The sequence below is a fragment of the Agrobacterium sp. CG674 genome (genome assembly GCF_053521645.1).
Window position 1 is genome coordinate 886812 of record NZ_JBNWDZ010000001.1, and the last position, 24207, is coordinate 911018.

Below are 24207 nucleotides of genomic sequence, written 5' to 3' on the forward strand. Positions count from 1 at the left end.
ACCTGATATGGACAATATGAAAGCCTGGTATCAATCAAAAACCATCTGGGGTGCGCTGATTGCGGTGCTGGCACCGCTGTTGCATGTGGTGGGCCTAAACCTGCCCGGCGGCTTTGAGAATGAGCTTGTGGAAGGGCTGGTAACGGTTGCGGGCGGCGTCGGCGGGCTGGTGGCGCTCTATGGGCGGTTGGCTGCGACCAGTGCAATCAAATAGCGCGATGCGTTGTTGCACGGCAGCGTAGTGACACGCGCGCTGCCGTGCAACGCAACATGGTGGCCCACATTCATTTGCCATTCAGAAGGTTTGCGCTACATATTTGGCCATGAGTTCGCTTCGGCGTGCATCCGAATTGTCTGTGGAAGTTATTTGCAATGGCATCACCTATCATCATCGCGACGCTAGCAGCCGGGCTTTATGGCCTTCCTGCGCCGCAGGTGGATGTGCCGGAAGCACCTTCGCAGGGCCGGGTCCAACAGGTGGCCAGTGATTGCACCCGCGCCGTATCCCGCGTGGTGCGCGAAACGGGTGGCCAGCTTCTTTCGGTCTATCCTTCCAATGATGGCGAGAATTGCGTCGTGACCGTGCTGGTGCAGGGCAATGGCGAGCGCCCGCGCAAAGTGACCATGCGCGTACCGATGTAGAGCGTCGCAATTCCTCAAAAACTGGTATAGACCTGAGCCGGAATGACCGTCGTGTTGCAGAATCGACGGATGGAATGAAGAGGGACTGACGATGCGCATTCTTGTGGTCGAGGACGATACCAATCTCAATCGGCAGCTGACCGACGCGCTGAAAGAAGCGGGCTATGTCGTCGATCAGGCCTATGATGGCGAAGAAGGCCATTATCTGGGCGAAACCGAACCCTATGACGCCATCGTTCTGGACATTGGCCTGCCGCAGATGGACGGCATTACCGTTGTCGAGAAATGGCGCGCTGGTGGAAAGTCCATGCCGGTTCTCATCCTGACCGCCCGCGACCGTTGGAGCGACAAGGTGGCAGGTATCGATGCCGGTGCCGATGATTATGTGACGAAGCCCTTCCATGTGGAAGAAGTGCTGGCGCGTGTGCGCGCACTGATCCGCCGGGCGGCGGGCCACGCGTCATCCGAGATTGTCTGCGGACCGGTGAGGCTCGACACCAAATCCTCCAAGGCGACCGTCAACGGTGTGACGCTGAAGCTGACCTCGCACGAGTTCCGGCTTCTCTCCTACCTCATGCATCACATGGGCGAAGTCGTGTCCCGCACCGAGTTGGTCGAGCATATGTATGACCAGGATTTTGACCGCGATTCCAACACGATCGAGGTATTTGTTGGACGCTTGCGCAAGAAGCTGGGCGTGGATCTGATCGAAACGATCCGGGGGCTTGGCTACCGGATGCAAGCGCCCGCAGATGCGAAGTAATTCACTCACCGCCCGCGTTCTGCTGCTGGCCTCGGCATGGTCTGTCCTGGCGCTGGTGGTGATTGCGGTGGTGATTTCGACGCTCTACCGGCAGGGCGTGGAGCGCAGCTTTACCGACCTGCTGCGTGCGCAGCTCTACAACGTCATCAACTCCATTACCGTTTCCAACGAAAACACGCTTGCCGGAAGCCCGCAACTGGGTGACCTGCGGTTCTCGCAGCCCGATACCGGCTGGTACTGGGTAGTTGAGCCGCTGGGCAATTTTCAGACGGCACCGCTTGTTTCGTCGTCGCTCGGCGTTTCGACGCTGCCGGTTCCCGGCATTCTGGATGTGCCTTTCGACAATCGCTATGAGCGTTATTACGTTGTGACGGATGGTGCTGGAAACCGGGTGCAGGTGGCCGAGACCGAAGTGGTGCTGGACGGCGAGGGCCGGGCAGCGCGGTTTCGCGTGACCGGCAATCTGAATGTCGTGGAAGACGATGTCCGCGATTTTTCCAACAGTCTCTATCTGGCGCTGGCCGTTTTCGGAGTTGGAAGCCTTGTGGTGAACGGCCTTGCCATTCTCTACAGCTTGCGGCCGCTGGACCATGCGCGTGTGGCGCTGGGCAAGATACGCGGCGGGGATGCAGAGCGGCTGGAGGGTGAATTTCCGAGGGAAATCCAGCCCTTGGCGACTGAGATCAATGCGTTGATTGAGAGCAATCGACGCCTTGTGGAGCGCGCGCGCATGCAGGTGGGCAATCTGGCGCACTCGCTGAAGACGCCGATTGCGGTTCTGTTGAACGAGGCGCGCACGATGGACAGCCACCATGGCGATCTGGTGCGCGGACAGGTGGATGCCATGCAGGCGCAGGTTCAATCCTACCTTTCCCGTGCCCGCATTGCCGCGCAGCGGGGCTCCATTCTGGCGCGTGCCGAGGCAGAACCGGCGCTTGAGCGGCTGGTGAGGGTGATGCGTCGTTTGAACCCGGAAAAGAGCTTTGAGCTGAACATGGAGCAGCCGGGCATGGTGCTGGCCATGGAGCAGCAGGATCTGGAAGAGGCCGTGGGCAATCTTCTGGAAAATGCGGCGCGCTTTGCGCAGTCAAGGGTTGTGGTGACGGTGACGCCGGGAACGCATTCCTCGTCCGACCCGGATGTGACGCGCAGGTCATGGGTGACGCTTCTGGTGGAGGATGACGGGCCGGGCCTTGAGCCGGAACAGATTACCGAAGCGATGAAGCGGGGCAGGCGGCTGGATGAAAGCCGACCAGGTACGGGTCTTGGTCTTTCCATCGTCAGCGAAGTGGTTTCAGAATACCACGGTACCTTTGCCATGTCGCGCAGCCCGCTGGGCGGGTTGAAAGCCGAATTGCTTCTGCCGGGACTTTCGAAAGAGCTTGCATGACGGAAAAAAACTGGCATGACATTGCGTGAGGAATGACCGCGCCAGGATGGCGCGTTGAGAAGGAGTGTATTCTTGGTTGACGTGATAGGCAAAGCCGGATTTGCCGGTATGAACTCCAGCCTTATGCGCCCTGCGGTTGTCTCGCTGCTCTGCATTTCAGTTCTCAGTTCCTGCACAACATCCAATACCCGCAACGCCGGTGGCGGATTGCTGGGTCGCGGCGGTGCCTCTGCAACGCCCTACATTTCCGCGCTTCAGGGCGGGATTGCCGGCAGAAGCGGCCTGCAGATGAGCCGTGGCGACTTCAACAGGGCTATGGAAGCCGAATATCAGGCGCTTGAAACATCACCCGGTGGACAGGCTGTGGTTTGGGGAAGCGGTGATACGCGCGGCGAAGTGGTTGCCAATGCGCCCTACCAGGTGGGCAACCAGAATTGCCGCCAATATGCCCACAGCCTGACCGTTGATGGCAAGCAGGCGAAAGTACGCGGTGCGGCCTGTCGCAACAGCAATGGCACATGGACGCCGCTGACCTGACCTCGATTTGACACATGTCAAGGCAGGCGCAGGATTTGTCGTTCAAAAGCGTAACTGTGGGGACGTTTGCCGAAGTTGTGCCTTGGTGCGACCGCCTGCGGTATATAGCCTCAAATTCACGTCATTCCGCCGCGACTCATTCCAAAGCGGTGCGCATTCGAGTAATTGAAACGGCATGTTCTGGATTATTATCGCTCTTTTGACGGCGGCTGTCGCCATCGTTCTGACCTACCCGCTGATGCGCAGCTACGGCACAGCCGACACGGCCCGTGAGGGCGAGGTCGCGGTTTACCGCGACCAGCTGGCCGAATTGCAGCGCGAGCGCGAAAGCGGGCTGATCGGCGAGACCGAGGCGGAATATGCCCGTGCCGAAATAGGGCGGCGGCTTTTGGCCGCTGCATCCAGCCAGCCGGGCCATGGCGCTGCCATCGCGCCACGTCGCCACAACAGGCTGGCCAGCATCGTTACCCTGCTTCTGCCCCTGACGGGGCTCTGTCTTTACTTGTCCATGGGCAGCCCTAATGCGCCCGACATGCCGCTTGAGGCACGGTTGGAAAAGCCCGGCAACGACATGGAGCTGATGATTGCCAAGGCTGAGCGGCATCTGGCGCAGAAGCCCGACGATGGCGCGGGCTGGGACGTGCTGGCCCCGATCTACTTCAAGACGATGCGGCTTGGTGATGCCGAGATGGCCTATCGCAATGCTATCAGGCTTCTGGGTGAAAACCCGCAGCGCCTAACGGGCCTTGCCGAGACGCTGATTGCCGCCAATCAGGGCATTGTTATCGAAGATGCGCGCGCAGCACTGGAAAAGGCTGAAAAAGCAAGCCCCGGTAATCCCCGCGCCCGCTTCTATCTGGCGCTTTCGCTGGAGCAGGCGGGCAAGACCGCCGAGGCGCGAGGTGCCTTCGCCGGATTGCTGAAGGATTCGCCCGAGGGCGCGCCGTGGATACCGCTGGTTCAGGCGCATCTGCAGAACACCGGCGGGGCCATTGCCGCAGCACCGAAGGCCCAAGCTCCAAAACCGCAAGCGCCAGGTGGGCCGAGCGAGCAGGATATTGCAGCCGCCAGCAATATGTCGCCGCAAGACCGGCAGGCCATGGTGGCTGGCATGGTGGAAAGCCTTGATGCGCGCCTCAAGGAAAACCCGGACAATTTCGAGGGTTGGATGCGTTTGGTGCGGTCTTACGCGATGCTGAAGAACGACGAGAAGGCACGGCAAGCTTTGGCCGATGGTTTGAAAGCCTTTCCGCCCGCAGGGGAGCAGGGCAAACAATTGCTGGCGCTGGCGCAGCAGCTTGGTGTGAATGCGCAGGGAGTGGCACAATGACCCGCAAGCAGAAGAGACTGGCTGTTATCGGCGGCGGTCTAAGCTTCATCATGATCGCGGCGTTTCTGGTGATGTTCGCCTTTGGCCAATCCATTGCCTATTTCTACATGCCCGGCGATCTGGAAAAGACCAGCGTTGCCCCCGGCACGCGCATTCGCCTTGGTGGGCTGGTGGCCGAAGGTTCGGTCAAGCGCGGCGAGGGACGCACGGTAAGCTTTGCGGTGACGGATGGCGGGGCAACCGTTCCGGTAAGCTATACCGGCATTTTGCCGGACCTGTTTCGCGAGGGGCAGGGTGTGGTGACCGAGGGTACTTTCGATGCGGCGACCCATGCTTTCGTTGCCGACAGCGTGTTGGCCAAGCATGACGAAAACTACATGCCCAAGGAGGTTGCCGACCGGTTGAAAGACAAGGGCCTGTGGCAGCAGACACCTGACGGTGCGGCGAAAACTGGATCGGTTGAGACGGGAGCTGCAAAATGATCACCGAAATCGGCCATTATGCTCTGGTTCTGGCGCTGGCTGTCGCGCTTGTGGTGTCCACGCTACCAGCCATTGGCGCACGTCGTAATGACAAGGCGCTGATGGACATCGCGCCTATCGGTTCGGTTCTCCTGTTTCTTCTGGTCGGGCTCTCCTTCGCCGCGCTGACGCATGCCTACGCGGTATCCGATTTCTCGCTGAAGAACGTCTATGAGAATTCTCACTCGCTGATGCCTGTTCTCTACAAGCTGACGGGCGTGTGGGGCAACCACGAGGGATCCATGCTGCTGTGGCTGCTGATCCTCGTGCTGTTCAGCGCGATGGTGGCGGTCTATGGCCGCAACCTGCCCGATACGCTGCGTGCCAATGTGCTGGCCGTGCAGGCCTGGGTGACGACGGCGTTTCTGCTGTTCATTCTGCTGACATCCAACCCCTTTGCGCGCCTTTCGCCAGTGCCAGCCGAAGGGCAGGATTTGAACCCGGTGCTGCAGGACTTCGGTCTCGCCATCCATCCGCCGCTGCTTTACCTCGGCTATGTTGGCTTTTCGGTCTGTTTCTCCTTTGCGGTTGCAGCCCTGATCGAAGGTCGCATCGATGCCGCATGGGCGCGCTGGGTGCGGCCATGGACGCTGGCGGCATGGACCTTTTTGACCGCAGGCATTTCGATGGGGTCCTACTGGGCCTATTACGAATTGGGCTGGGGCGGCTGGTGGTTCTGGGACCCGGTTGAGAACGCATCCTTCATGCCGTGGCTTGCCGGTACGGCCTTGCTGCATTCTGCGCTGGTGATGGAAAAGCGCGAGGCGCTGAAAATCTGGACCGTTCTGCTGGCGATCATGACGTTCTCGCTATCACTGCTCGGCACCTTCCTCGTTCGCTCCGGCGTGCTGACATCGGTCCATGCCTTTGCGACCGATCCGAGCCGTGGCATTTTCATTCTGTGCATTCTGATGATCTTCATCGGTGGCGCATTTTCGCTGTTTGCCTGGCGCGCGCCAATGCTGAAGGCGGGCGGGCTGTTTGCCCCGGTTTCGCGTGAAGGCGCGCTGGTGCTGAACAACCTGATCCTCACTGTTTCGACTGCGACCGTGCTGATCGGCACGCTTTACCCGCTGGTTCTGGAAACGCTGACGGGTGAGAAGATTTCCGTCGGTGCGCCATTCTTCAACCTGACCTTCGGGCTGTTGATGATCCCCATCCTGATCGTGACGCCATTCGGGCCGATGCTGGCATGGAAACGCGGCGATCTGCTTGGCGCATTCCAGCGGCTTTATGTGGCGGCGGGCCTTGCGGCACTGGCCGGGCTGACACTGTGGTACATCGAGCATGGTGGGCCTGTGCTGGCAGCGCTGGGCCTTATGGCCGGGTTCTGGCTGATTTTCGGCGCGCTCGCCGATCTCTGGTACCGCGCCAACTTCGGAAAGCTCGCCTTCGGGATTGCGTTTCGACGGCTGAAAGGCCTACCGCGCTCCACCTTCGGCACGACGCTTGCGCATATGGGCCTTGGCGTGACCGTGCTCGGCATCGTCGTCGTGACCACATTCGAGACGGAAACCGTTGTCGAAATGAAGCAGGGCATGGCGGTGGATGCGGGCGGCTACAGCCTCACCTTCGATGGCATCCGCCACCATGTCGGCCCGAATTTTACCGAAGATCGGGGACATTTCACCGCGCGCAAGGGTGGCGCAGAGGTGGCCGATGTGTGGTCATCCAAGCGGCTTTATACCGCGCGGCGCATGCCCACGACGGAAGCCGGCATCATGACCTTCGGGCTTTCGCAGCTCTACGTCTCGCTCGGCGACCCGATGTCTGACGGCGGTATCGTCGTTCGCATCTGGTGGAAGCCGTTCATTTTGTGCATCTGGGGCGGTACGATCTTCATGATGATTGGCGGGATGGTTTCGCTATCGGACCGGCGTCTGCGTGTGGGTGCGCCAAAGCGCAAGGCGAGAGTGGCCAAGGATGCCGTGCTGGGGGCGGCGGAATGAGTTTCTTTCAACGGCAGATGCGAAACGCAGCCCTTTTCCTCGTCCTGCTCATGACGGCATTGCCTGCATTTGCCTTCAACCCTGACGAAGTTCTGGCCGACAAGGCACTGGAAGCACGGGCGCGTGCGCTGACCGTTCAGCTGCGCTGCATGGTGTGCCAGAACCAATCGATCGATGACAGCAATGCCGAACTGGCGCGGGATTTGCGCGTGCTGGTGCGCGAGCGCCTGACGCAGGGCGACAGCGACGAGGCTGTCATGGACTATGTCGTTTCCCGCTATGGCGAATTCGTGCTGCTGAAACCGCGTGTGAGCGCCCGCACGATTGCCCTATGGGGCGCGCCCATTGCTCTGATCCTGATCGGCGCGACCGCTGTTTTTGTTTTCGCGCGGCGTCGCGTGGCAGTTTCCGAGGGGCAGAGGCTGACGGTGGACGAAGAGGCGCGCATTCGCGATCTTCTTGAAAAATAAGGGCGTTCGGCTGAAAAAGAGTGCTCAGGGCGAGGCTGCTCGACCAGCCCTTTCATAGTATCGCTCAACATTACCGATTTTTCACATGCCAGACACTTCGCAGTAAGGTGCGGGCACCTATATCTTTTGTCATCCACCGCTTAACCCCGGCCAAAACGGGGCTCCAGTCTGAATGAAGAAAGAAGGTAAGATCCATGTCTAATTCGCAAAAGGGACGTCCCTCGCTGAAGACCATTCTCAAGTCTTCCGCCGTTGGTGGTCTGGCTGCTCTGATGTTGACGACCGGCGTAGCAGGGCCAATTGCTCATTCTTTCGCAGCTCCCGTTGAGGTGACAGCGCCGCAGGTGCCGAGCTTTGCCAACGTCGTTGACGCTGTCTCGCCCGCTGTTGTCTCGGTGCGCGTGCAATCCAACGTTCAGCCCGCATCCGACGAAGGTAACGGCTATTCGTTCAACTTTGGCGGTCGTGGCCTCGACCAGCTGCCGGATGACCATCCGCTGAAGCGCTTCTTCAAGGAATTCGGCGGACCGGGTTCCGGTGAAGGCGACAAGCGCGCCGAGCGTGGTCCAAAGGCCCACCGCGACGGTAAAGGCCCGCTTCGCCCAACGGCTCAGGGCTCCGGCTTCTTCATCTCCGAAGACGGCTACATCGTTACCAACAACCACGTTGTCGATGACGGCTCAGCCTTCACTGTCGTGATGAATGATGGCACGGAACTCGACGCCAAGTTGGTGGGTCGTGACAGCCGCACCGATCTCGCCGTGCTGAAAGTCGATGTGAACCGCAAGTTCACCTATGTTCAGTTTGCCGATGACAGCAAAATCCGCGTCGGTGACTGGGTGGTGGCCGTTGGCAACCCATTCGGTCTTGGCGGCACGGTCACATCAGGCATCATCTCGGCCCGTGGTCGCGATATCGGCTCTGGCCCCTATGACGATTATCTGCAGATCGACGCGGCTGTGAACCGTGGTAACTCCGGTGGTCCGGCCTTCAACCTCAACGGCGAAGTCATCGGCATCAACACCGCCATCTTCTCGCCCTCCGGCGGCAATGTTGGTATTGCTTTCGCCATCCCTGCGTCTGTCGCCAAGGACGTGATCCAGGATCTGATGAAGGACGGCAAGGTCGAGCGTGGCTGGCTTGGCGTGCAGATCCAGCCTGTCAGCAAGGACATAGCCGAATCGCTTGGACTTTCCGAGGCAAGCGGCGCGCTGGTTGTCGCTCCGCAGGCCGGTTCACCCGGTGACAAGGCGGGCATCAAGCAGGGTGACATCATCACCGCGCTGAACGGCGACACAGTCAAGGACGCCCGCGATCTCTCGCGTCGTATCGGTGCCCTTTCGCCCAACACCAAGGTTGAGCTTTCCGTGTGGCGTTCTGGCAAGTCCCAGCCTATCACCGTGACGCTGGGTGACCTAGCAAGCGATGATGCATCGAAGGCTTCTCCAGCCCAGGAGAATGATGGCGGCAGCCAGTCTTCAACGGAAAAGGCGCTATCCAGCCTTGGCCTGACGGTTGCACCATCTGAAGATGGCGCTGGCCTTGCGATTACGGATGTCGATCCCGATTCCGATGCAGCGGCCCGTGGCTTGAAAGAAGGTGAGAAGATCACCTCAGTCAACAACCAGCAGGTGGCGTCTGCTGCCGATGTCGAAAAGATCCTGTCGCAGGCCAAGAAGGACGGTCGTTCCAAGGCTCTGTTCCAGATCCAGACAGAGAATGGCAGCCGCTTCATCGCGCTGGATATCGACCAGGGTTGATGTGTGAAAATGGGCGGGAGAGGCGATTGTTTCTCCCGCTCCGCTTTGGCGATTGTCTCGCCGCGAAATCTTCGGAGAAACCCCATGGAAAACAAGGCTCAGGAATTGTCTCCCGCATCCGTTTCCAGTTGTGTGGTGAAGGCGGAGAACGCTATTGTCCCGCACATGAAGATTCTTGTTATTGAAGACGACCTCGAGGCCGCGGCCTATATGACCAAGGCATTCCGCGAAGCGGGCATTGTTGCCGATCACGCCAGTGATGGCGAGGCCGGCTTGTTCATGGGCGTTGAAAACACGTACGACGTGATGGTGATCGACCGCATGCTGCCGCGCCGCGACGGACTATCCGTCATCAGCGAGCTGCGCCGTCGCGGGATTGAAACGCCGGTGCTGATCCTGTCTGCGCTGGGGCAGGTGGATGACCGCGTGACCGGCCTTCGCGCTGGTGGCGATGATTATCTGCCGAAGCCCTATGCCTTCAGCGAGCTTTTGGCCCGCATCGAGGTGCTGGGTCGGCGCAAGGGCAAGCCCGAACAGGACATGGTCTACCGCGTTGGTGATCTGGAGCTGGACCGCCTTTCCCATGATGTGCGCCGCGCGGGGAAGGAAATCCTGCTGCAACCGCGCGAATTTCGCCTGCTGGAATATTTGATGAAGAATGCCGGTCAGGTTGTGACCCGAACCATGCTTTTGGAAAATGTCTGGGACTATCATTTCGATCCGCAGACGAATGTCATCGACGTTCATGTCTCGCGCCTGCGTTCCAAGATCGAGAAAGACTTCGACAAGCCGCTTCTGAAGACCATTCGCGGTGCGGGCTATATGATGAAGGACGAGGGGTAAATCCGCCTCATGGCACGTCTTCGTCTTCTGTTCGGCTCAACAGCCGTGCGCCTATCGGCGCTATACATTCTGCTCTTTGCGCTCTGCGCCGCCTTTCTTGTTTTCTATGTGACGGCACTATCGGAAGGTTTGCTGAACCGGCAGACCCGCGATGCTGTGCAGCAGGAGGTGAACGACGTTCAGCGCATCTATAATCGCGGCGGCATAAACCCGCTGTTGCGCATGATGGAACGCCGTGCCCGCCAGCCGGGTGCGAGCCTTTATGTGATTGCCGGGCCGAATGGTGAAATTCTGGCGGGCAACGTGGCTTCCGTGCAGCCGGGTGTTCTGGACAATGACGGATGGACCGAACTGCCGTTTGGCTATGAGCGCTATTCCGAAAGCGGCGACAGCGTGAAGCATCTGGCGACGGCTCATATTTTCAAGCTTGATAATGGCCTGCGCATTCTGGTCGGGCGCGATCTGGGTGAACCGAGGAAGTTCCGGCTGCTGGTGCGCAACGCGCTGATGGTGGCGCTGGCCATTATGGGCGGTGGTGCCGTTCTCATCTGGTTTGCGATCGGGCGCAACGCGCTGAAGCGCATTGACCGCATGTCTGCGGCAACCAAGAAAATCATGGCGGGCGACCTTTCGCAGCGCCTGCCACAGGGACGGTCCGGTGACGAATTCGATCGCCTGTCGGGTTCGCTGAACGCCATGCTTGGGCGCATTGAAAAGCTGAACGAGGGCTTGCGGCAGGTTTCTGACAACATTGCCCACGACTTGAAGACGCCGCTGACGCGCTTGCGCAACAAGGCCACCGAGGCGCTGGAGGACCGGGACGACGGCAAGCGCCGCGCTGCGCTAGAGGGCATTATTGCCGAATCGGATCAACTGATCCGCACCTTCAATGCCCTGCTGATGATCTCCCGCGTGGAGGCAGGTTCCATCGCCGCCGAGATGAGCGATGTGGATGTTTCCGCAATTGCCGAAGACAGTGCCGAGCTTTACGAGCCGGTTGCCGACGAGGAAGGGTTGACGCTGACGGCCAATATTGCGCCGGGGCTGATAGTGCAGGGTAACCGCGAACTGATCGGTCAGGCGCTGACCAACCTCATCGACAACGCCATCAAATATGCTGGTGGTCACGAGGGCAAGAAGAGTCTGCTGGTGCGGCTGGCCCGAGAGGAGGACGGCATTGTTCTTTCCGTTGCGGATAATGGTCCCGGCGTGCCAGCGCCAAAGCGTGACGAGGTCATCAAGCGGTTCGTGCGGCTGGATGAAAGCCGTTCCAAGCCCGGAACGGGGCTTGGCCTTTCTCTCGTCGAAGCGGTGATGGAACTGCATGGCGGATCGCTTCAGCTTTCCGACACAGACACCGAAAACGCCCAAGCACCTGGCCTGACTGTTTCGATGGTTTTTCCCGTTTCCAAGCCGTAAGCTCAACTCCAAAACGATGAAGCCGATTCCCCGGATTGGGCATTCACAGTTGAAGGGAGAGAGACATTGCAACAAGCGGCAACCGTTGAAAAACGGCTGGAAGACGTGCAGCCGGGGGTTATCCGCCCCTATACCCAGACAGAGCTGAAATCCGTTCTCTCGACCTTGAGGGACGTTGCGAAAAATGAGCCCGATGTCGCAGATCTGCTGGCAAGCGACAGGCCACTCAAGGATTTTATCGCCTATGCGTTGACGCTTTCTCCCTATTTGCGTGATCTCGTGGTGGCTGATGAGGGCGTGTTGAGCCTCGCTGTATCAGCGCCGCTCGAGCCCACGCTTTCCCGACTGGTTGACGATGCGCGCAACAGCTGGCGGCCGGATGCTGAGGGGCGCATACCGACCGAAGCCGAGGTGATGACGCGGCTGCGTACCGCCAAGCGGCGGCTCTCCTTCATTGCCGCACTAGCAGATCTTGCCCGCATCTTCGTGGCCCGAGACACCACCCGCTGGCTGAGCGATCTGGCCGATGCGAGCATTGCTGCAGCCATCGACCACCTTCTGCTGAGCAACCACACAAGCGGCAAGCTGACATTACCTAACAAGGACGCGCCGAGCGAAGGCTCTGGCCTGATCGTGCTTGGCATGGGCAAGCTGGGCGCACAGGAGCTGAACTATTCCTCCGATATCGACGCCGTCGTGTTTTTCGAGCCAACGGCAGGTATCGTTCCTGACCCTCTGGATGCGCTGGAGACTTTTGGGCGGATGATGCGGCGGCTGATCCGCATCATGCAGGAGCGCACGGCGGATGGTTATGTGTTTCGAACCGACCTGCGGCTGCGCCCCGACCCTGGCTCCACACCGCTTGCCATTCCGGTTGAGGCGGCATTGACCTATTATGAGGGCAGGGGGCAGAACTGGGAGCGGGCAGCCTATATCAAGGCCCGTCCTGTGGCAGGTGACATCAAGGCCGGTGTGAATTTCCTACGGGAGCTGACGCCTTTCGTGTTTCGCAAGTATCTGGACTATGCGGCGATTGCCGATATCCACTCCATCAAGCGGCAGATCCATGCCCATAAGGGCCATGGCGCAATTGCGGTGAAGGGGCACAATGTCAAGCTTGGTCGCGGCGGCATTCGCGAGATCGAGTTCTTCGCGCAGACGCAGCAACTGATTGCGGGCGGGCGCATGGCGCCACTGCGGGTTCGTTCGACCGAGGCAGCGCTTTCGGCGCTGACGGAGGCGAAGTGGATCGATGCCAAGACACGTGACAGCCTGACGGATGCCTATTGGTTTCTGCGCGAAGTCGAGCACCGCATTCAGATGGTGCGCGATGAGCAGACGCATATTCTGCCCGATAGTGAAGCAGAACTGAAGCGCATCGCCTTCATGCTGGGCTTTGCCGACACGAAGGCATTTTCCGAAAAGCTGGAAGGCGTGCTGTGGGTGGTGGAGCGCAAATATTCCGCACTGTTCGAGCAGGAGACGAAGCTCTCAGGCGAAAGCGGAAATCTGGTTTTCACCGGCCAGAGAGATGACCCCGACACCCTGAAAACTCTGGCGAGGCTTGGCTTCGAGCGCCCGGAGGACATGTCGCGGGTGATCCGCACCTGGCACAATGGCCGTTACCGCGCAACGCAATCGGTTGAGGCACGCGAGCGGCTGACGGAACTGACGCCGGAATTGCTCAAGGCCTTTGGCGAGAGCAAGCGGGCAGATGAGGCCTTGTTGCGGTTTGATAATTTTCTCTCTGGCCTGCCTGCGGGCATTCAGCTTTTCTCCCTTCTCGGCAACAATCCAGCCCTTCTGGCGCTGCTGGTGACGATCATGTCATCTGCGCCGCGTCTGGCTGAAATCATTGCGGCGCGCCCGCATGTGTTTGACGGCATGCTGGACCCGGCGCTGATGACCGAGATACCGACCCGGGACTATCTCGGACAGCGCATGCAGGGCTTTCTGGCACCTGCGCGCCATTATGAGGACATTCTCGACCGGTTGCGCATCTTTGCCGCCGAACAACGCTTCCTGATCGGTGTGCGGTTGCTGACGGGTGCTATCAAAGGTGACGCGGCGGGACGGGCCTTCACCCACCTTGCCGATCTTGTCATCGAGGCTGCGGTAAAGGCTGTGATGGCCGAGATGGAAGCAGCGCATGGCACCTATCCGGGTGGTCGGCTCGCGGTGGTCGGCATGGGCAAGCTTGGCTCGTTCGAGCTGACGGCAGGTTCCGATGTGGATTTGATCCTGCTTTATGATTTCGACGATGGGATTGCCGAATCCGATGGGGCAAAGCCGCTGGATGCCGTCAGATATTATACCCGCGTGACGCAACGCGTTATCTCGGCTCTATCGGCTCCCACGGCAGAAGGCGTGCTTTATGAGGTCGATATGCGGCTGCGGCCATCCGGCAACAAGGGGCCGGTGGCGACGCGCATTGCAACCTTCGAGAAATACCAGCGCGAGGAAGCCTGGACATGGGAGCATCTGGCGCTCTCACGCGCCCGGTTGATCTGCGGTGACGCGGCCTTGTCAGCGCAGGCGCAGGATATCATTTCCTCCATCCTCTCCCAGACGCGGGATGTGGCTAAGATCGCAGCGGATGTGCAGGATATGCGCAAGCTGATTGCCGAGGAAAAGCCACCCGCCAATAGCTGGGATTTCAAGCTTATTCCCGGCGGTCTGATCGATCTGGAATTCGTGGCGCAATATCTGACGCTGGTCGCCTCTGCCAAAAATCTGCCCCAACACATTGCCGGTGAAAGCACGGCTGATGTCTGGAAGCGGGTTGCCGCTGGCACCATGGATGCTCAATCCCATGACGACTGCATGGCGGCGCTGCACTTGTTCACCGAGCTTTCCCAGATCATTCGCCTGTGCATCGACAGCGATTTCGAGCCAAAACAGGCACCTGCCGGGCTGATCGATCTTGTTTGCCGGGCGGGCGATTGCCCCGACATCGGCACGCTGGAGGGTGAGGTGAAACGGTTGTCGAAAACTGTTCGCAAGGTCTTTACAATGGTTGTGACGGGTAAGGGCTGAAACGCCAAGCTGGAGACGATCGGATGATTGGATACACGATGGTTGGCACTACGGATCTCGACCGTGCCGTGCGGTTCTACGATCCGGTGTTTGCCGAGATGGGGCTGAAGCAGTGCTTCAAAGACGAGCAGGTCTCATTCTGGGGTGACAAGACCGATGTGAATGCACCGCGTTTTGCGACGGGCTATCCATTTGATGGCGGTACAGGCAGCGTCGGAAATGGCGTCATGACGGCGTTTCTGATCAAGGGTTCTGCCATGATCGACAATCTCTACGCCCTTGCCATGGCAAATGGTGGAACTGACGAGGGCGCGCCGGGTTTGCGTCCCGATTACGGCGAAGGGTTCTACGCGGCCTATGTTCGCGACCCCGATGGAAACAAGATTGCGTTCGTCTGTTACGACATCAGCAAAACCGACTAATTATATCGTCAAGGTACGCTTTTGGCATAGCAACCATACCGGAACAGACCTGTTGGTGCAGACGTTGACTGCGTCATTCCATTGATCCGATCGGTGTCTGATGCCGTAAAAAGGTTTTTAACGAGAGCTTTCGCATGTTTCATCTGATGTTTGGACTTCCGTGGCTGCTGGTCGCGACACGCTTTATTTTGCCGCTGCCATGGATCTGGTCACTGAAAATCGCGATTGCGGTGCTCCTGCTGGTCGCGTCCCAATATCATATGTTCAGTCGGCTTTCGTCCGGCTCGGTTTTCTCGCCCGAGTTCCCGAGGTCGTTGGTCATAGCTTTCAACGTCTTGATGGGTACGATACTGTTACTGGCGGTGTTCCAGATTGCGCTGGATCTCATTTCGCTGGTGATTTGGCCCTTCAAAGGTCACTTCCCGGCTGTGCCGGCCGGTCTCAGATACGCAATGGGCCTTACAGCTCTGGGTCTGGCATCTTTCGGTGTCTCGCAAGCCATCCGCGTGCCGCCACTGAAAGATATCGAGATTTCCGTCAAGGGCCTGCCGTCTGCCTTTGATGGCTATCAGATGATCCAGCTGACCGACCTTCATATTAGCCGCCTGTTTACGGCAGAATGGGCTGAGGAGGTAATTGCTAGAACCAATGCCTTGAACGCTGATTTGATTGTCATCACGGGTGATCTGATCGACGGAAACATACAAAGCCGTGAGGCCGATATCGCGCCGCTTGCCAAGCTGAAGGCGCGCGATGGTGTCATCACCATTCCCGGCAATCACGAATATTTCTTCGGTTACGAAGAATGGATGCGCTACTTTGAAGGCCTGAATATGAAGACGCTGGCAAACGGCCACACCGTGATCGAGCGTAACGGTGATCGAATTGTTATCGCTGGCGTAACGGATCTGACCTCGACGCGATCTGGTTTCCCAGCGCCAGATATAGCGGCGGCACTGAATGGTGCGCCGGTGTCTTCGCCGGTCATCTTGCTGGACCACCAGCCGATGGAAGCCGAACGTAATGCGCGGGCTGGTGTTTCCGTCCAGCTTTCCGGCCACACCCATGGCGGAATGGTGCTTGGCCTCGATCAGCTCGTGGCGCGCGCCAACAAAGGATTCGTATCCGGTTTTTACCGAGTGGGCGAGATGCAGCTTTACGTCAACAATGGCACGGCGCTGTGGCCGGGCTTTGCGTTGCGGTTGGGCATCCCATCCGAGTTGACACGTATTACGCTACGAACCGCGCAGTAAGCTGAGCGCATATGAACCTGCATCAACTCGGGACTTTCCCGGATGATGCAGGTTATTCCGAAAACCTATGCGATTTCGCTGTTCGGGATGAACAGGGTGACGACGGTGCCTTTACCCACGCATGAGCGGATTTTCATGGTTCCACCATGCAGCCGCACCAGAGAGCGGGAGATGGCAAGGCCGAGACCCGAGCCGCCCTGGCTCTTGGCATATTGGCTTTGCACCTGCTCGAAAGGCTGGCCGATCTTGTTGATGGCTGCCGAGGGAATGCCGATGCCGGTATCGGCGATGGTCAACATGAGGCCGCTTTGATGAACATGTGTGCGAACTTCCACGCGCCCGCCATTGCCGGTGAATTTCACCGCATTTGACAGCAGGTTGAGCATGATCTGCTTCATGGCGCGGCGATCCCCCGAGATATGCAAGTCCTTACAGACTCGCTGACGGATGGAGATGTTCTTCTGGGCAGCTTGAATGGCTGTGAGGCGAAGCGTTTCTTCCACCAGCGGCACCAGATCGACCTTCTCGCGGTTAATACGCATATGGCCGGCTTCGATCTTTGACATGTCGAGGATATCATTGATGACGTTGAGCAAATGCTTGCCGCTATCGTGAATATCGCGGGCATATTCGCTGTATTTGGGTGATCCAACAGGGCCAAACATTTCCGCCAGCAGGATTTCCGAGAAGCCGAGAATGGCGTTGAGCGGCGTGCGCAGCTCATGGCTCATATTGGCGAGGAACTCGGATTTGGCAGTGTTGGCAGCTTCGGCCCGTTCCTTTTCCGCCTGATAGAGAGCGTTTGCGGACGAAAGCTCGGTCTTCTGGCGCTCCAGCTTGTGGCGGGAGGCAGAGAGATCGCCAATCGTTGCCATCAAACGTTTCTCGGAATCGCGAAGGCGCTCTTCGTGGCGTTTGAGAAGGGTGATGTTGGTGCCGACCGAAACAAGACCGCCATCACGGGTGCGGCGTTCGTTGATCTGCAGCCAGCGCGCATCGGCCAGCTGAACTTCCGTTGTGCGCGACAGGCCTGATTGATCCGGGTCAGCCACGCGGCGCTCCACCACGGGGCGGCAGGCGGCAGCGTTGACCACAGATCGCTCGGTGCCAGCGACGAGAACGCTATCCGGCAGACCATATGCCTGCTGGAAGTGGGCGTTGCACATGACGAGGCGGTCGTTCTTGTCCCAGAGTACGAAGGCTTCCGATGTGCTTTCGATGGCATCTGCCAGACGCTGGTCGGCCTCGGCATAACGCTGCGCCAGACGGTGCTGCTCTGTGATGTCCATGGCAATACCGATGACGCGTGGGCCTGCGGAGGTGTGGATGACCTGAGCGCGAGCACGCAGCCAGACATAATGGCCATGCGCGTGGCGCATGCGGAAAATCTGATCGATCTGGCGAAGGTCGCCGCAGCCGACAGAGCGGGCAAGCTCATAGAGATTACCATCTTCCGAGTGCATCATGCGGGCAGCATCGCTGAACGACAGAGGTTCTGTTTTGGGCGGCAATCCAAGGATTTCGTAAAGCGATGTCGACCAGAACATGCGACGGTTCGACAGGTCAAAATCCCACAGACCGCAGCGTCCGCGAGACAGTGCGGTTTCGACACGAAGGTTGGATTCCACGAAGATTTCATCCGCCGTCCGCGCACGCTTCACCTGCATGTAATAGGCATAGAGAATGACGAGCAGGATTGCGGAAATGCCGGTGAACAACGTGACATTCATGGCCACTTCGCTGCGCCAGAAAGACCGGATCGGCTGCAAGGACCGCGCAGCAATGATCATGCCGCCATCGACGCCCAGCGGCAGCATAGTCGCATAGTGAGGTGTGTCCTCAATATAGGTTTCGATGGTGCCGGGAGCGCCAGGAAAGCGGCGGACGATGGCAATTTCCGGCAGAAGGCTCGTCAGCGATGTGCCGACGTAGAGCGGCGCGCTCTTGCCGATGCCACCGAAAATGCGACCGTTATTGCCAGCCACCAGCAGCAGCGTGTCATCATCGAGACTGCCTGTCGGAAAAGCTGTTCTGAGGCGAGCCTCAGCATCGGCGCGATCCTGCGTGGCAAAGAGGGGTTCGGCATTGTGGAGCGAGGCCCTGGCGGCGAGTGCCGAAAGTGCTGTCGTCTGCCGCGCAGCCTCTTCCATACGCCCGGACTCTGCAACGATGCCCAGCATGCGCGATGTCGCGACGACAACGAGAAAGGCCAGTATTAGGACAGGTATGAGCCGCTTTAGCAGCAATTCTAATTGTGGTAACTGGATACTGCTTCTTGGCACCGTGGCAAAAGCAGTTAAATAACCGGAAAGCCTTTCGCCCCATGCAGCTATGTCAGCAAATTTGGCATACGGGCGCTCATCGCCCGCAATCGCCCGCCGCACATTCGTCATTAATCCGCCTTGATATTCCTCGTGATATTCGAAGCATATTGCTCGAATCTGACACCAGTGAATCAAAGCTGATTCGGCTTGTCCAGAGCTTAAGGTTAAAAGAAATTTAACCCCTTGAACGGACTCTGTATTTTTTTGGGGCAGGTCAGGCGACTCTTTGCGAAGTCGCCTAACTCAGCAAAGTCAAGCCTTTAACACACGTTCAACGATGTCACGAACATCTGCGGACAGTGCCGTCGACCGCTCGATGATCGTCAGTGCATCACGTGCGTGATCAGCCCGAACAGGCTCCAGAGAGCGCCAAGACCGCATGGAAGTGAGGATGCGGGCGGCAAGCTGGGGATTACGCTTGTCTATGGTTACGATCTGTTCTGCAAGGAACCGGTAGGCTTCGCCGTCTGCACGGTTGAAGCCAGTTGGATTTCCAAAGGCGAAGGTGCCGATGAGCGAGCGAACGCGGTTTGGGTTGGTGCTGGTGAAATGCTTGGAGCCCGTGAGTTGCTTGATGCGATCAAGCGCACCACCGCCGGGAATGGCAGCCTGAATGGACAGCCACTTGTCCAGAACCAGCGCGTTGTCGGCAAAGCGGGTTTCGAATGTCGCCAGTGCGTCGGCTGTTTCTGGCGCATCGGGGAAGCGTTGCGTCAAAACGCTGAGGGCATAGGCAAGATCGGTCATGTTCGTTGCGGCCGTGAATGCCGCAGAGGCGCGGGCAGGGCTGCCTTCAACGAAGGACAGATAGCTCATGGCGATATTGCGCAGCGACCGGCGACCGGCACTCGTGGCGTCGGGTGAATAAGCGCCCTTGTCTTCCAAGCCGCTGAAGATTGCTGTGAATGTTTCCACGCCAGCTTCTGCGATGGCGGTCATGGCCGCATTGCGGGCCTTGTGGATGGCTTCCGGGTCATTGTTGCTGCCGATTTCGCGGGCGATGTCAGCCTCGCTTGGAAGGGTCAGCGCCTGCGCACGAAATGCTGGCTCCAACGTTTCATCGGCTGCGATTTCAATCAATGTCGCAATGAAAGCCGCGTCGAACGCCACGGCATCACCATCGCGCATCGCGTGGCTTGCCTTGATGAGGTTCGGCATGGCCAGCGTTGCCAGTGCCTGCCAGCGGGAGAACATATCCGTGTCGTGACGGGCGATTTGCACCATGTCTTCTGCGGATTGTTCCAGATGCAGGTTGATGGGTGCGGAGAAGCCACGGTTGATGGACAGCACGGGCCGGGAAGAAATGCCTGAGAATGTGAATGTCTGGCTTCGTTCAGTCAGATGCAGCACGCCATCGCGGTACTCGCCGCCTTCGACCTTTGACGGTTCGGCAATCTGGCCGTTGTCGAGGATCAGCGCAGTGGAGAGCGGAATATGCAGGGTCTGCTTGTTGGTCTGGCCCGGCGTTGCGGGCACCGTCTGTTCAAGCGAGAGCGTGAAGGTGGCGGAGGTGGCGTCATAGGCTGTGGACGCGCTGACAAGCGGCGTGCCAGCCTGAACATACCAGCGGAAGAACTGACCAAGATCGCGACCGCTTGCATCTGCGAAGCACTTGATGAAATCCTCAACGGTTGAGGCGTCTCCATCGTGGCGCTCGAAGTAGAGATCCATGCCCTTACGGAAATCATCTGCACCTAAAATGGTGGCGATCATGCCGGTAATTTCGGCACCCTTCTCATAGACGGTCGTCGTGTAGAAATTGTTGATCTCCCGATATTTATCGGGGCGCGGCGGATGTGCCAACGGGCCGCCATCTTCCGGAAACTGTTCCGACTTGAGGTGGCGCACATCGGCGATGCGCTTGACGGCGCGCGAGCGCATGTCCGAGGAGAACTCCTGGTCGCGATAAACCGTCAGGCCTTCCTTGAGGCAAAGCTGAAACCAGTCGCGGCAGGTGATGCGATTGCCTGTCCAGTTATGGAAATACTCATGCGCGATGATGCGTTCGATATTGGCGTAATCGGTATCCGTCGCGGTTTCAGGGTCTGCCAGAACATATTTATCGTTGAAGACGTTGAGACCCTTGTTCTCCATGGCGCCCATGTTGAAATCAGACACGGCGACGATCATGAAGATATCCAGATCGTACTCACGACCGAAGTGCTCTTCATCCCATGTCATGGACCGTTTCAGCGCATCCATGGCGTAAGCCGCACGCGGCTCCTTGCCGTGTTCGACGTAGATCTTCAGCGCGACTTCGCGACCGGACATGGTTGTGAAAGTGTCTTCGATCAGGCCGAGATCACCGGCAACAAGCGCGAACAGATAGCTGGGCTTGGGGTGCGGATCGAACCATGCCGCAAAGTGACGGCCTTCATCATAATTGCCACCACCCAGGAAATTGCCGTTCGACAGCAGGAAGGTGTTGCCTTCCTTGGCGGCGATAATGGTGATGGTGTAGGGCGCCAGAACATCCGGGCGATCGGGGAAATAGGTAATGCGGCGGAAACCCTCAGCTTCGCACTGGGTGCAGTACACACCATTCGTGCGGTAAAGGCCCATCAACTGCGTATTGGTTTCCGGGTTGATGTAGTTCGTCACACAGATTTCGAAGGGTTCGGCTTCTGGCAGGTCGCGGATCGTCAGACTGTCCGGCGTCACATCAAATTGTGTGGCTGCAATGTCGATCTGGTCCAGCAGTAGGCCTGAAAGCGTCAGCTCATCACCGTCAAGAACAAGCGGTGCTGTCTTGTCGGCACCTTCGCGCCGGTGAAAAATCAGCCGCGCTTCAACCTTGGTATGTGTCGGGTCGAGTTCGAAGGTGAGGTCAACTCGTTCGAGAACGAAATCGGTAGGGCGATAATTCGCCAGATGAACGATTTGGCCTGTGTCTGTTCGCATGACTATTCCTGAATGAACCTTGCCTGGCGCGCTTCAGGTTTCATGCTGCATGTAACCTGAAAGTAGAACTGAAAATGGGTCACATACATGTGAGATTCGCAAGACGTGATGTCTTGGTAGTGTAGCGCAAGACAAATTGATCATTGATGATCAATGAACATGTCTCGCATTGGCACACCATCCCATTAAATGTTGAACGATTACTGAAATTATCGCCGGGACTAGATTATATTATCATAAAATATCCGCTTGGTTAGCAATTCTATTATCCTCAGCAAATGGCGATGATCCATGGCTTTCCACTGCACCGCTGTTGCTCGTTGCATTTGCGCATGCCCTTGCGGGAAAAATGCCATCTCTGAGCCGCGCGTGGCAAGTTTGCCTGCACGGCGAGTGATTCTCTGTTATTCACTGTGGCACATGCAGGCTGGATCCGTGGTCTGTGAGATGTAACCGGTTCTCCTGCTGAACCATGGAATGCCGATCCCCATGAGTGCCGCCGCATACAATCCCATCAAGGGAATAAGCTTCAAGCTGATATCCGTTGCATTTTTTCTGGTCATGCAGACCTGCATCAAGGCCGTTGGGCCGGATGTGCCTGCCGGGCAGATCAGCTTTTTCCGCTCTCTCTTCGCCATCGTCCCGATTGTCATCTATCTGGCGTGGCTTCGCAGCCTGCACAGTGCATTCCACACCGACAATCTTGCGGGTCACTTCAAGCGGGGAATTCTGGGCATCCTCTCTATGATCTGCGGCTTTTACGGACTGACGCTTTTACCGCTGCCGGAGTTCATCGCGATTGGTTATGCCTCGCCACTGATGGCAGTCGTCTTTGCGGCGTTGATATTGGGCGAAGCCGTGCGCATTTATCGATGGTCTGCGGTCCTAGTGGGTATGACGGGTGTCATTATCATCCTGTGGCCCAAGCTGACGCTGTTGCAGGAAGGTGGCTTTGCTGCGGGCGAGGGCATCGGTGCGCTTTCAGTCTTGCTGGGTGCCGTTCTCGCAGGCCTTGCCATGGTTCAGGTCCGCCAGCTGGTGGTGACGGAAAAAACAGCAACTATCGTTCTCTATTTCTCGCTGACGGGCACGTTGCTTTCGGCACTCAGCCTGCCTTTTGCCTGGGAATGGCTGGATATGTGGCAGACTATGCTTCTCATAACCTCGGGTATCGCCGGTGGCATTGCCCAGATATTGCTGACCGAAAGCTATCGCCACGCGGAAGTGTCGACCATCGCGCCGTTTGAATACAGCTCAATTCTGTTTGGGATCGGCGTATCTTACATTCTGTTCGGAGATATCCCGACGGTAACGATGCTGGTGGGGACCGCGATTGTCGTGTCTGCTGGAATATTCATCATACTTCGCGAGCATCAATTGGGACTGGCGCGCAAAGCAGCCAGAAAGGCATCGACTCCGCAGGGTTGAGGTGGCGCCTGCCTCAATTTCAGCACACTGTCGTTGACAGCCGGAATACTACATTTTTATCAAAGTTTTACCCACACTTCACGTAGATGTGTTATGCAGCGCAGCGGTGGTAAAGGTAATTCGGGTGGCATATCGTGTTTCGGGTAAAATGCACGGGGCTTGATTGCGCGTGCCTGTCGTCTACGGACAGCATCGGCAAGCAATGGGCGAGGGGAATAGGCGCAATATCAGCGTTTCGTGATGGCTCTTATCGAGCGCGCGGCGCTGGCCATGCTGTTTATGCAAGCCCTGCTTTCCTGCCCATGTCATCCATGCAGATGTCTGCGGGGTTGACGTCATGAAATATTCCCATGCCGAGCTGGTCGCACATCCATCATTGCTAGGTGCCATCCGCACATTGGCGCGTCATCTGCGTGCTGCCTATAACGATAATCCGCGCATCGCACGGCTGCTCTCAGCCCACCAGAAATGGTTGATGACGCAGGCGGGCATGGCGCTCAACCTTCGCAACAAGCCGCATGGTTTTACCGTGGCGCAGTTGCGCGAGCTTGTGACTGATAATGGTATCGCCAGCCGCAATACCGTTCAGAACTATCTCGATCAGCTTGAAATCTACCGCTATAGCGAACGCGTATCACCGCTGACCGCGCGTCCTCGACGCTACCGGGCGACGGCCATCAGCGAGCAATCGATGGTGATGTGGTACGCGGCAAATCTGGCGGCGCTGGATAGTATGGATGGGGGAATACGGGCCGCGCAGATGATGGCGCGTCCTGAGCTTGCCCTTTATGCGCAGCCCATTGCCGCGTTGAATTGCATTGCCGACAAGGCATGGGTAGATCCGCCCGAGCGCATTGGCCTGTTTTTGTGGACCGAGGCGGGCGCGCTTGTGATGGACGAGTTCATCAGCCGTATCGAAGACGCTGGCCGTCAGAATGATCGCATCGACATTGGCTATGTCGATGCGCGCGCCTTGGCCGCTGAATTCATGATGTCGCGCACGCATTTGCAGCGCCTGCTCAACAAGGCGGCCGAGCAGGGCACCATGGGCTGGCACGATGACAGCCTTCGAAGCGGGATGTGGTTCTCGCGCGATTTTCTGGACGAATACTGCAACTGGCAGGCCATCAAGTTCGTCTATGTGAACAATGCTTTTGCCGATGCGCTGGACCATTGCGCTGATAGCGCCCCATAGGCGCGCTCAAGCTTGGCCTGGCCC

19 protein-coding genes are annotated in these 24207 nt (G+C 58.2%); 17 read left to right on the plus strand and 2 right to left on the minus strand.

The window, feature by feature from the left end; translation table 11 throughout:
* The first annotated feature begins 7 nt into the window (after window positions 1-7).
* The 15 genes from ACQZ51_RS04360 to ACQZ51_RS04430 all read left to right on the plus strand — a co-directional run bounded on the left by ACQZ51_RS04360 (window position 8) and on the right by ACQZ51_RS04430 (window position 16335).
* Entirely contained in the window at window positions 8-214 is a 207-nt protein-coding gene (locus tag ACQZ51_RS04360; RefSeq protein ID WP_448775445.1) for a hypothetical protein, read from the plus strand.
* A 158-nt stretch (window positions 215-372) separates the two neighbouring features.
* A complete protein-coding gene (locus tag ACQZ51_RS04365; RefSeq protein ID WP_448775447.1) occupies window positions 373-642 on the plus strand; it encodes a hypothetical protein in 270 nt (89 codons plus the stop codon).
* A 91-nt stretch (window positions 643-733) separates the two neighbouring features.
* Window positions 734-1405, plus strand: a complete 672-nt coding sequence (locus ACQZ51_RS04370) for a response regulator transcription factor (RefSeq protein WP_042618337.1) — start codon at window positions 734-736, stop codon at window positions 1403-1405.
* Window positions 1395-2795: an ATP-binding protein gene (locus ACQZ51_RS04375; RefSeq protein ID WP_448775449.1), complete on the plus strand. Its 1401-nt coding sequence runs from the start codon at window positions 1395-1397 to the stop codon at window positions 2793-2795. Before ACQZ51_RS04370 ends, ACQZ51_RS04375 begins: the two co-directional genes overlap by 11 nt.
* 108 nt (window positions 2796-2903) lie before the next feature.
* Complete coding sequence (locus ACQZ51_RS04380) at window positions 2904-3332, plus strand: membrane protein (protein ID WP_042618463.1); 429 nt, start codon at window positions 2904-2906, stop codon at window positions 3330-3332.
* Window positions 3333-3507: 175 nt separating this feature from the next.
* On the plus strand, window positions 3508-4662 hold the full coding sequence (gene ccmI / locus ACQZ51_RS04385) for a c-type cytochrome biogenesis protein CcmI (protein ID WP_448775451.1): 1155 nt from the start codon (window positions 3508-3510) through the stop codon (window positions 4660-4662).
* Window positions 4659-5144, plus strand: coding sequence for a cytochrome c maturation protein CcmE (ccmE, locus tag ACQZ51_RS04390; RefSeq protein ID WP_448775453.1), 486 nt, complete (start codon window positions 4659-4661; stop codon window positions 5142-5144). The genes ccmI and ccmE overlap by 4 nt, the downstream gene beginning before the upstream one ends.
* Window positions 5141-7132, plus strand: coding sequence for a heme lyase CcmF/NrfE family subunit (locus ACQZ51_RS04395; protein ID WP_448775454.1), 1992 nt, complete (start codon window positions 5141-5143; stop codon window positions 7130-7132). Before ccmE ends, ACQZ51_RS04395 begins: the two co-directional genes overlap by 4 nt.
* Window positions 7129-7602: a cytochrome c-type biogenesis protein gene (locus ACQZ51_RS04400; protein ID WP_448775456.1), complete on the plus strand. Its 474-nt coding sequence runs from the start codon at window positions 7129-7131 to the stop codon at window positions 7600-7602. Before ACQZ51_RS04395 ends, ACQZ51_RS04400 begins: the two co-directional genes overlap by 4 nt.
* Window positions 7603-7796: 194 nt before the next feature.
* Window positions 7797-9362, plus strand: coding sequence for a Do family serine endopeptidase (locus ACQZ51_RS04405; protein WP_448775458.1), 1566 nt, complete (start codon window positions 7797-7799; stop codon window positions 9360-9362).
* Between the two features lie 84 nt (window positions 9363-9446).
* The gene (locus ACQZ51_RS04410) at window positions 9447-10205 is read left to right on the plus strand and encodes a response regulator transcription factor (RefSeq protein ID WP_155398866.1); all 759 of its coding nucleotides are present in this window, start codon (window positions 9447-9449) and stop codon (window positions 10203-10205) included.
* Window positions 10206-10214: 9 nt separating this feature from the next.
* Window positions 10215-11624: an ATP-binding protein gene (locus ACQZ51_RS04415; protein ID WP_448775460.1), complete on the plus strand. Its 1410-nt coding sequence runs from the start codon at window positions 10215-10217 to the stop codon at window positions 11622-11624.
* 96 nt (window positions 11625-11720) lie between these two features.
* Complete coding sequence (locus tag ACQZ51_RS04420; protein WP_448775780.1) at window positions 11721-14660, plus strand: bifunctional [glutamine synthetase] adenylyltransferase/[glutamine synthetase]-adenylyl-L-tyrosine phosphorylase; 2940 nt, start codon at window positions 11721-11723, stop codon at window positions 14658-14660.
* A 38-nt stretch (window positions 14661-14698) separates the two neighbouring features.
* Entirely contained in the window at window positions 14699-15082 is a 384-nt protein-coding gene (locus ACQZ51_RS04425; protein ID WP_448775462.1) for a VOC family protein, read from the plus strand.
* 134 nt (window positions 15083-15216) lie between these two features.
* Window positions 15217-16335: a metallophosphoesterase gene (locus tag ACQZ51_RS04430; RefSeq protein ID WP_448775463.1), complete on the plus strand. Its 1119-nt coding sequence runs from the start codon at window positions 15217-15219 to the stop codon at window positions 16333-16335.
* A gap of 65 nt (window positions 16336-16400) precedes the next feature.
* Here ACQZ51_RS04430 and ACQZ51_RS04435 read toward each other — a convergent pair whose 3' ends face one another.
* A complete protein-coding gene (locus tag ACQZ51_RS04435; protein WP_448775464.1) occupies window positions 16401-18728 on the minus strand; it encodes a PAS domain-containing sensor histidine kinase in 2328 nt (775 codons plus the stop codon).
* 183 nt (window positions 18729-18911) lie between these two features.
* A complete protein-coding gene (gene pepN, locus ACQZ51_RS04440) occupies window positions 18912-21560 on the minus strand; it encodes an aminopeptidase N (RefSeq protein WP_448775466.1) in 2649 nt (882 codons plus the stop codon).
* Window positions 21561-22049: 489 nt separating this feature from the next.
* On the opposite strand from pepN, the gene ACQZ51_RS04445 reads away from it, so the two are divergent.
* Both ACQZ51_RS04445 and ACQZ51_RS04450 read left to right on the plus strand, forming a co-directional pair.
* Window positions 22050-22988: a DMT family transporter gene (locus tag ACQZ51_RS04445; protein ID WP_448775468.1), complete on the plus strand. Its 939-nt coding sequence runs from the start codon at window positions 22050-22052 to the stop codon at window positions 22986-22988.
* Window positions 22989-23325: 337 nt separating this feature from the next.
* On the plus strand, window positions 23326-24183 hold the full coding sequence (locus ACQZ51_RS04450) for a hypothetical protein (RefSeq protein WP_448775469.1): 858 nt from the start codon (window positions 23326-23328) through the stop codon (window positions 24181-24183).
* The last annotated feature ends 24 nt before the right edge of the window (window positions 24184-24207 follow it).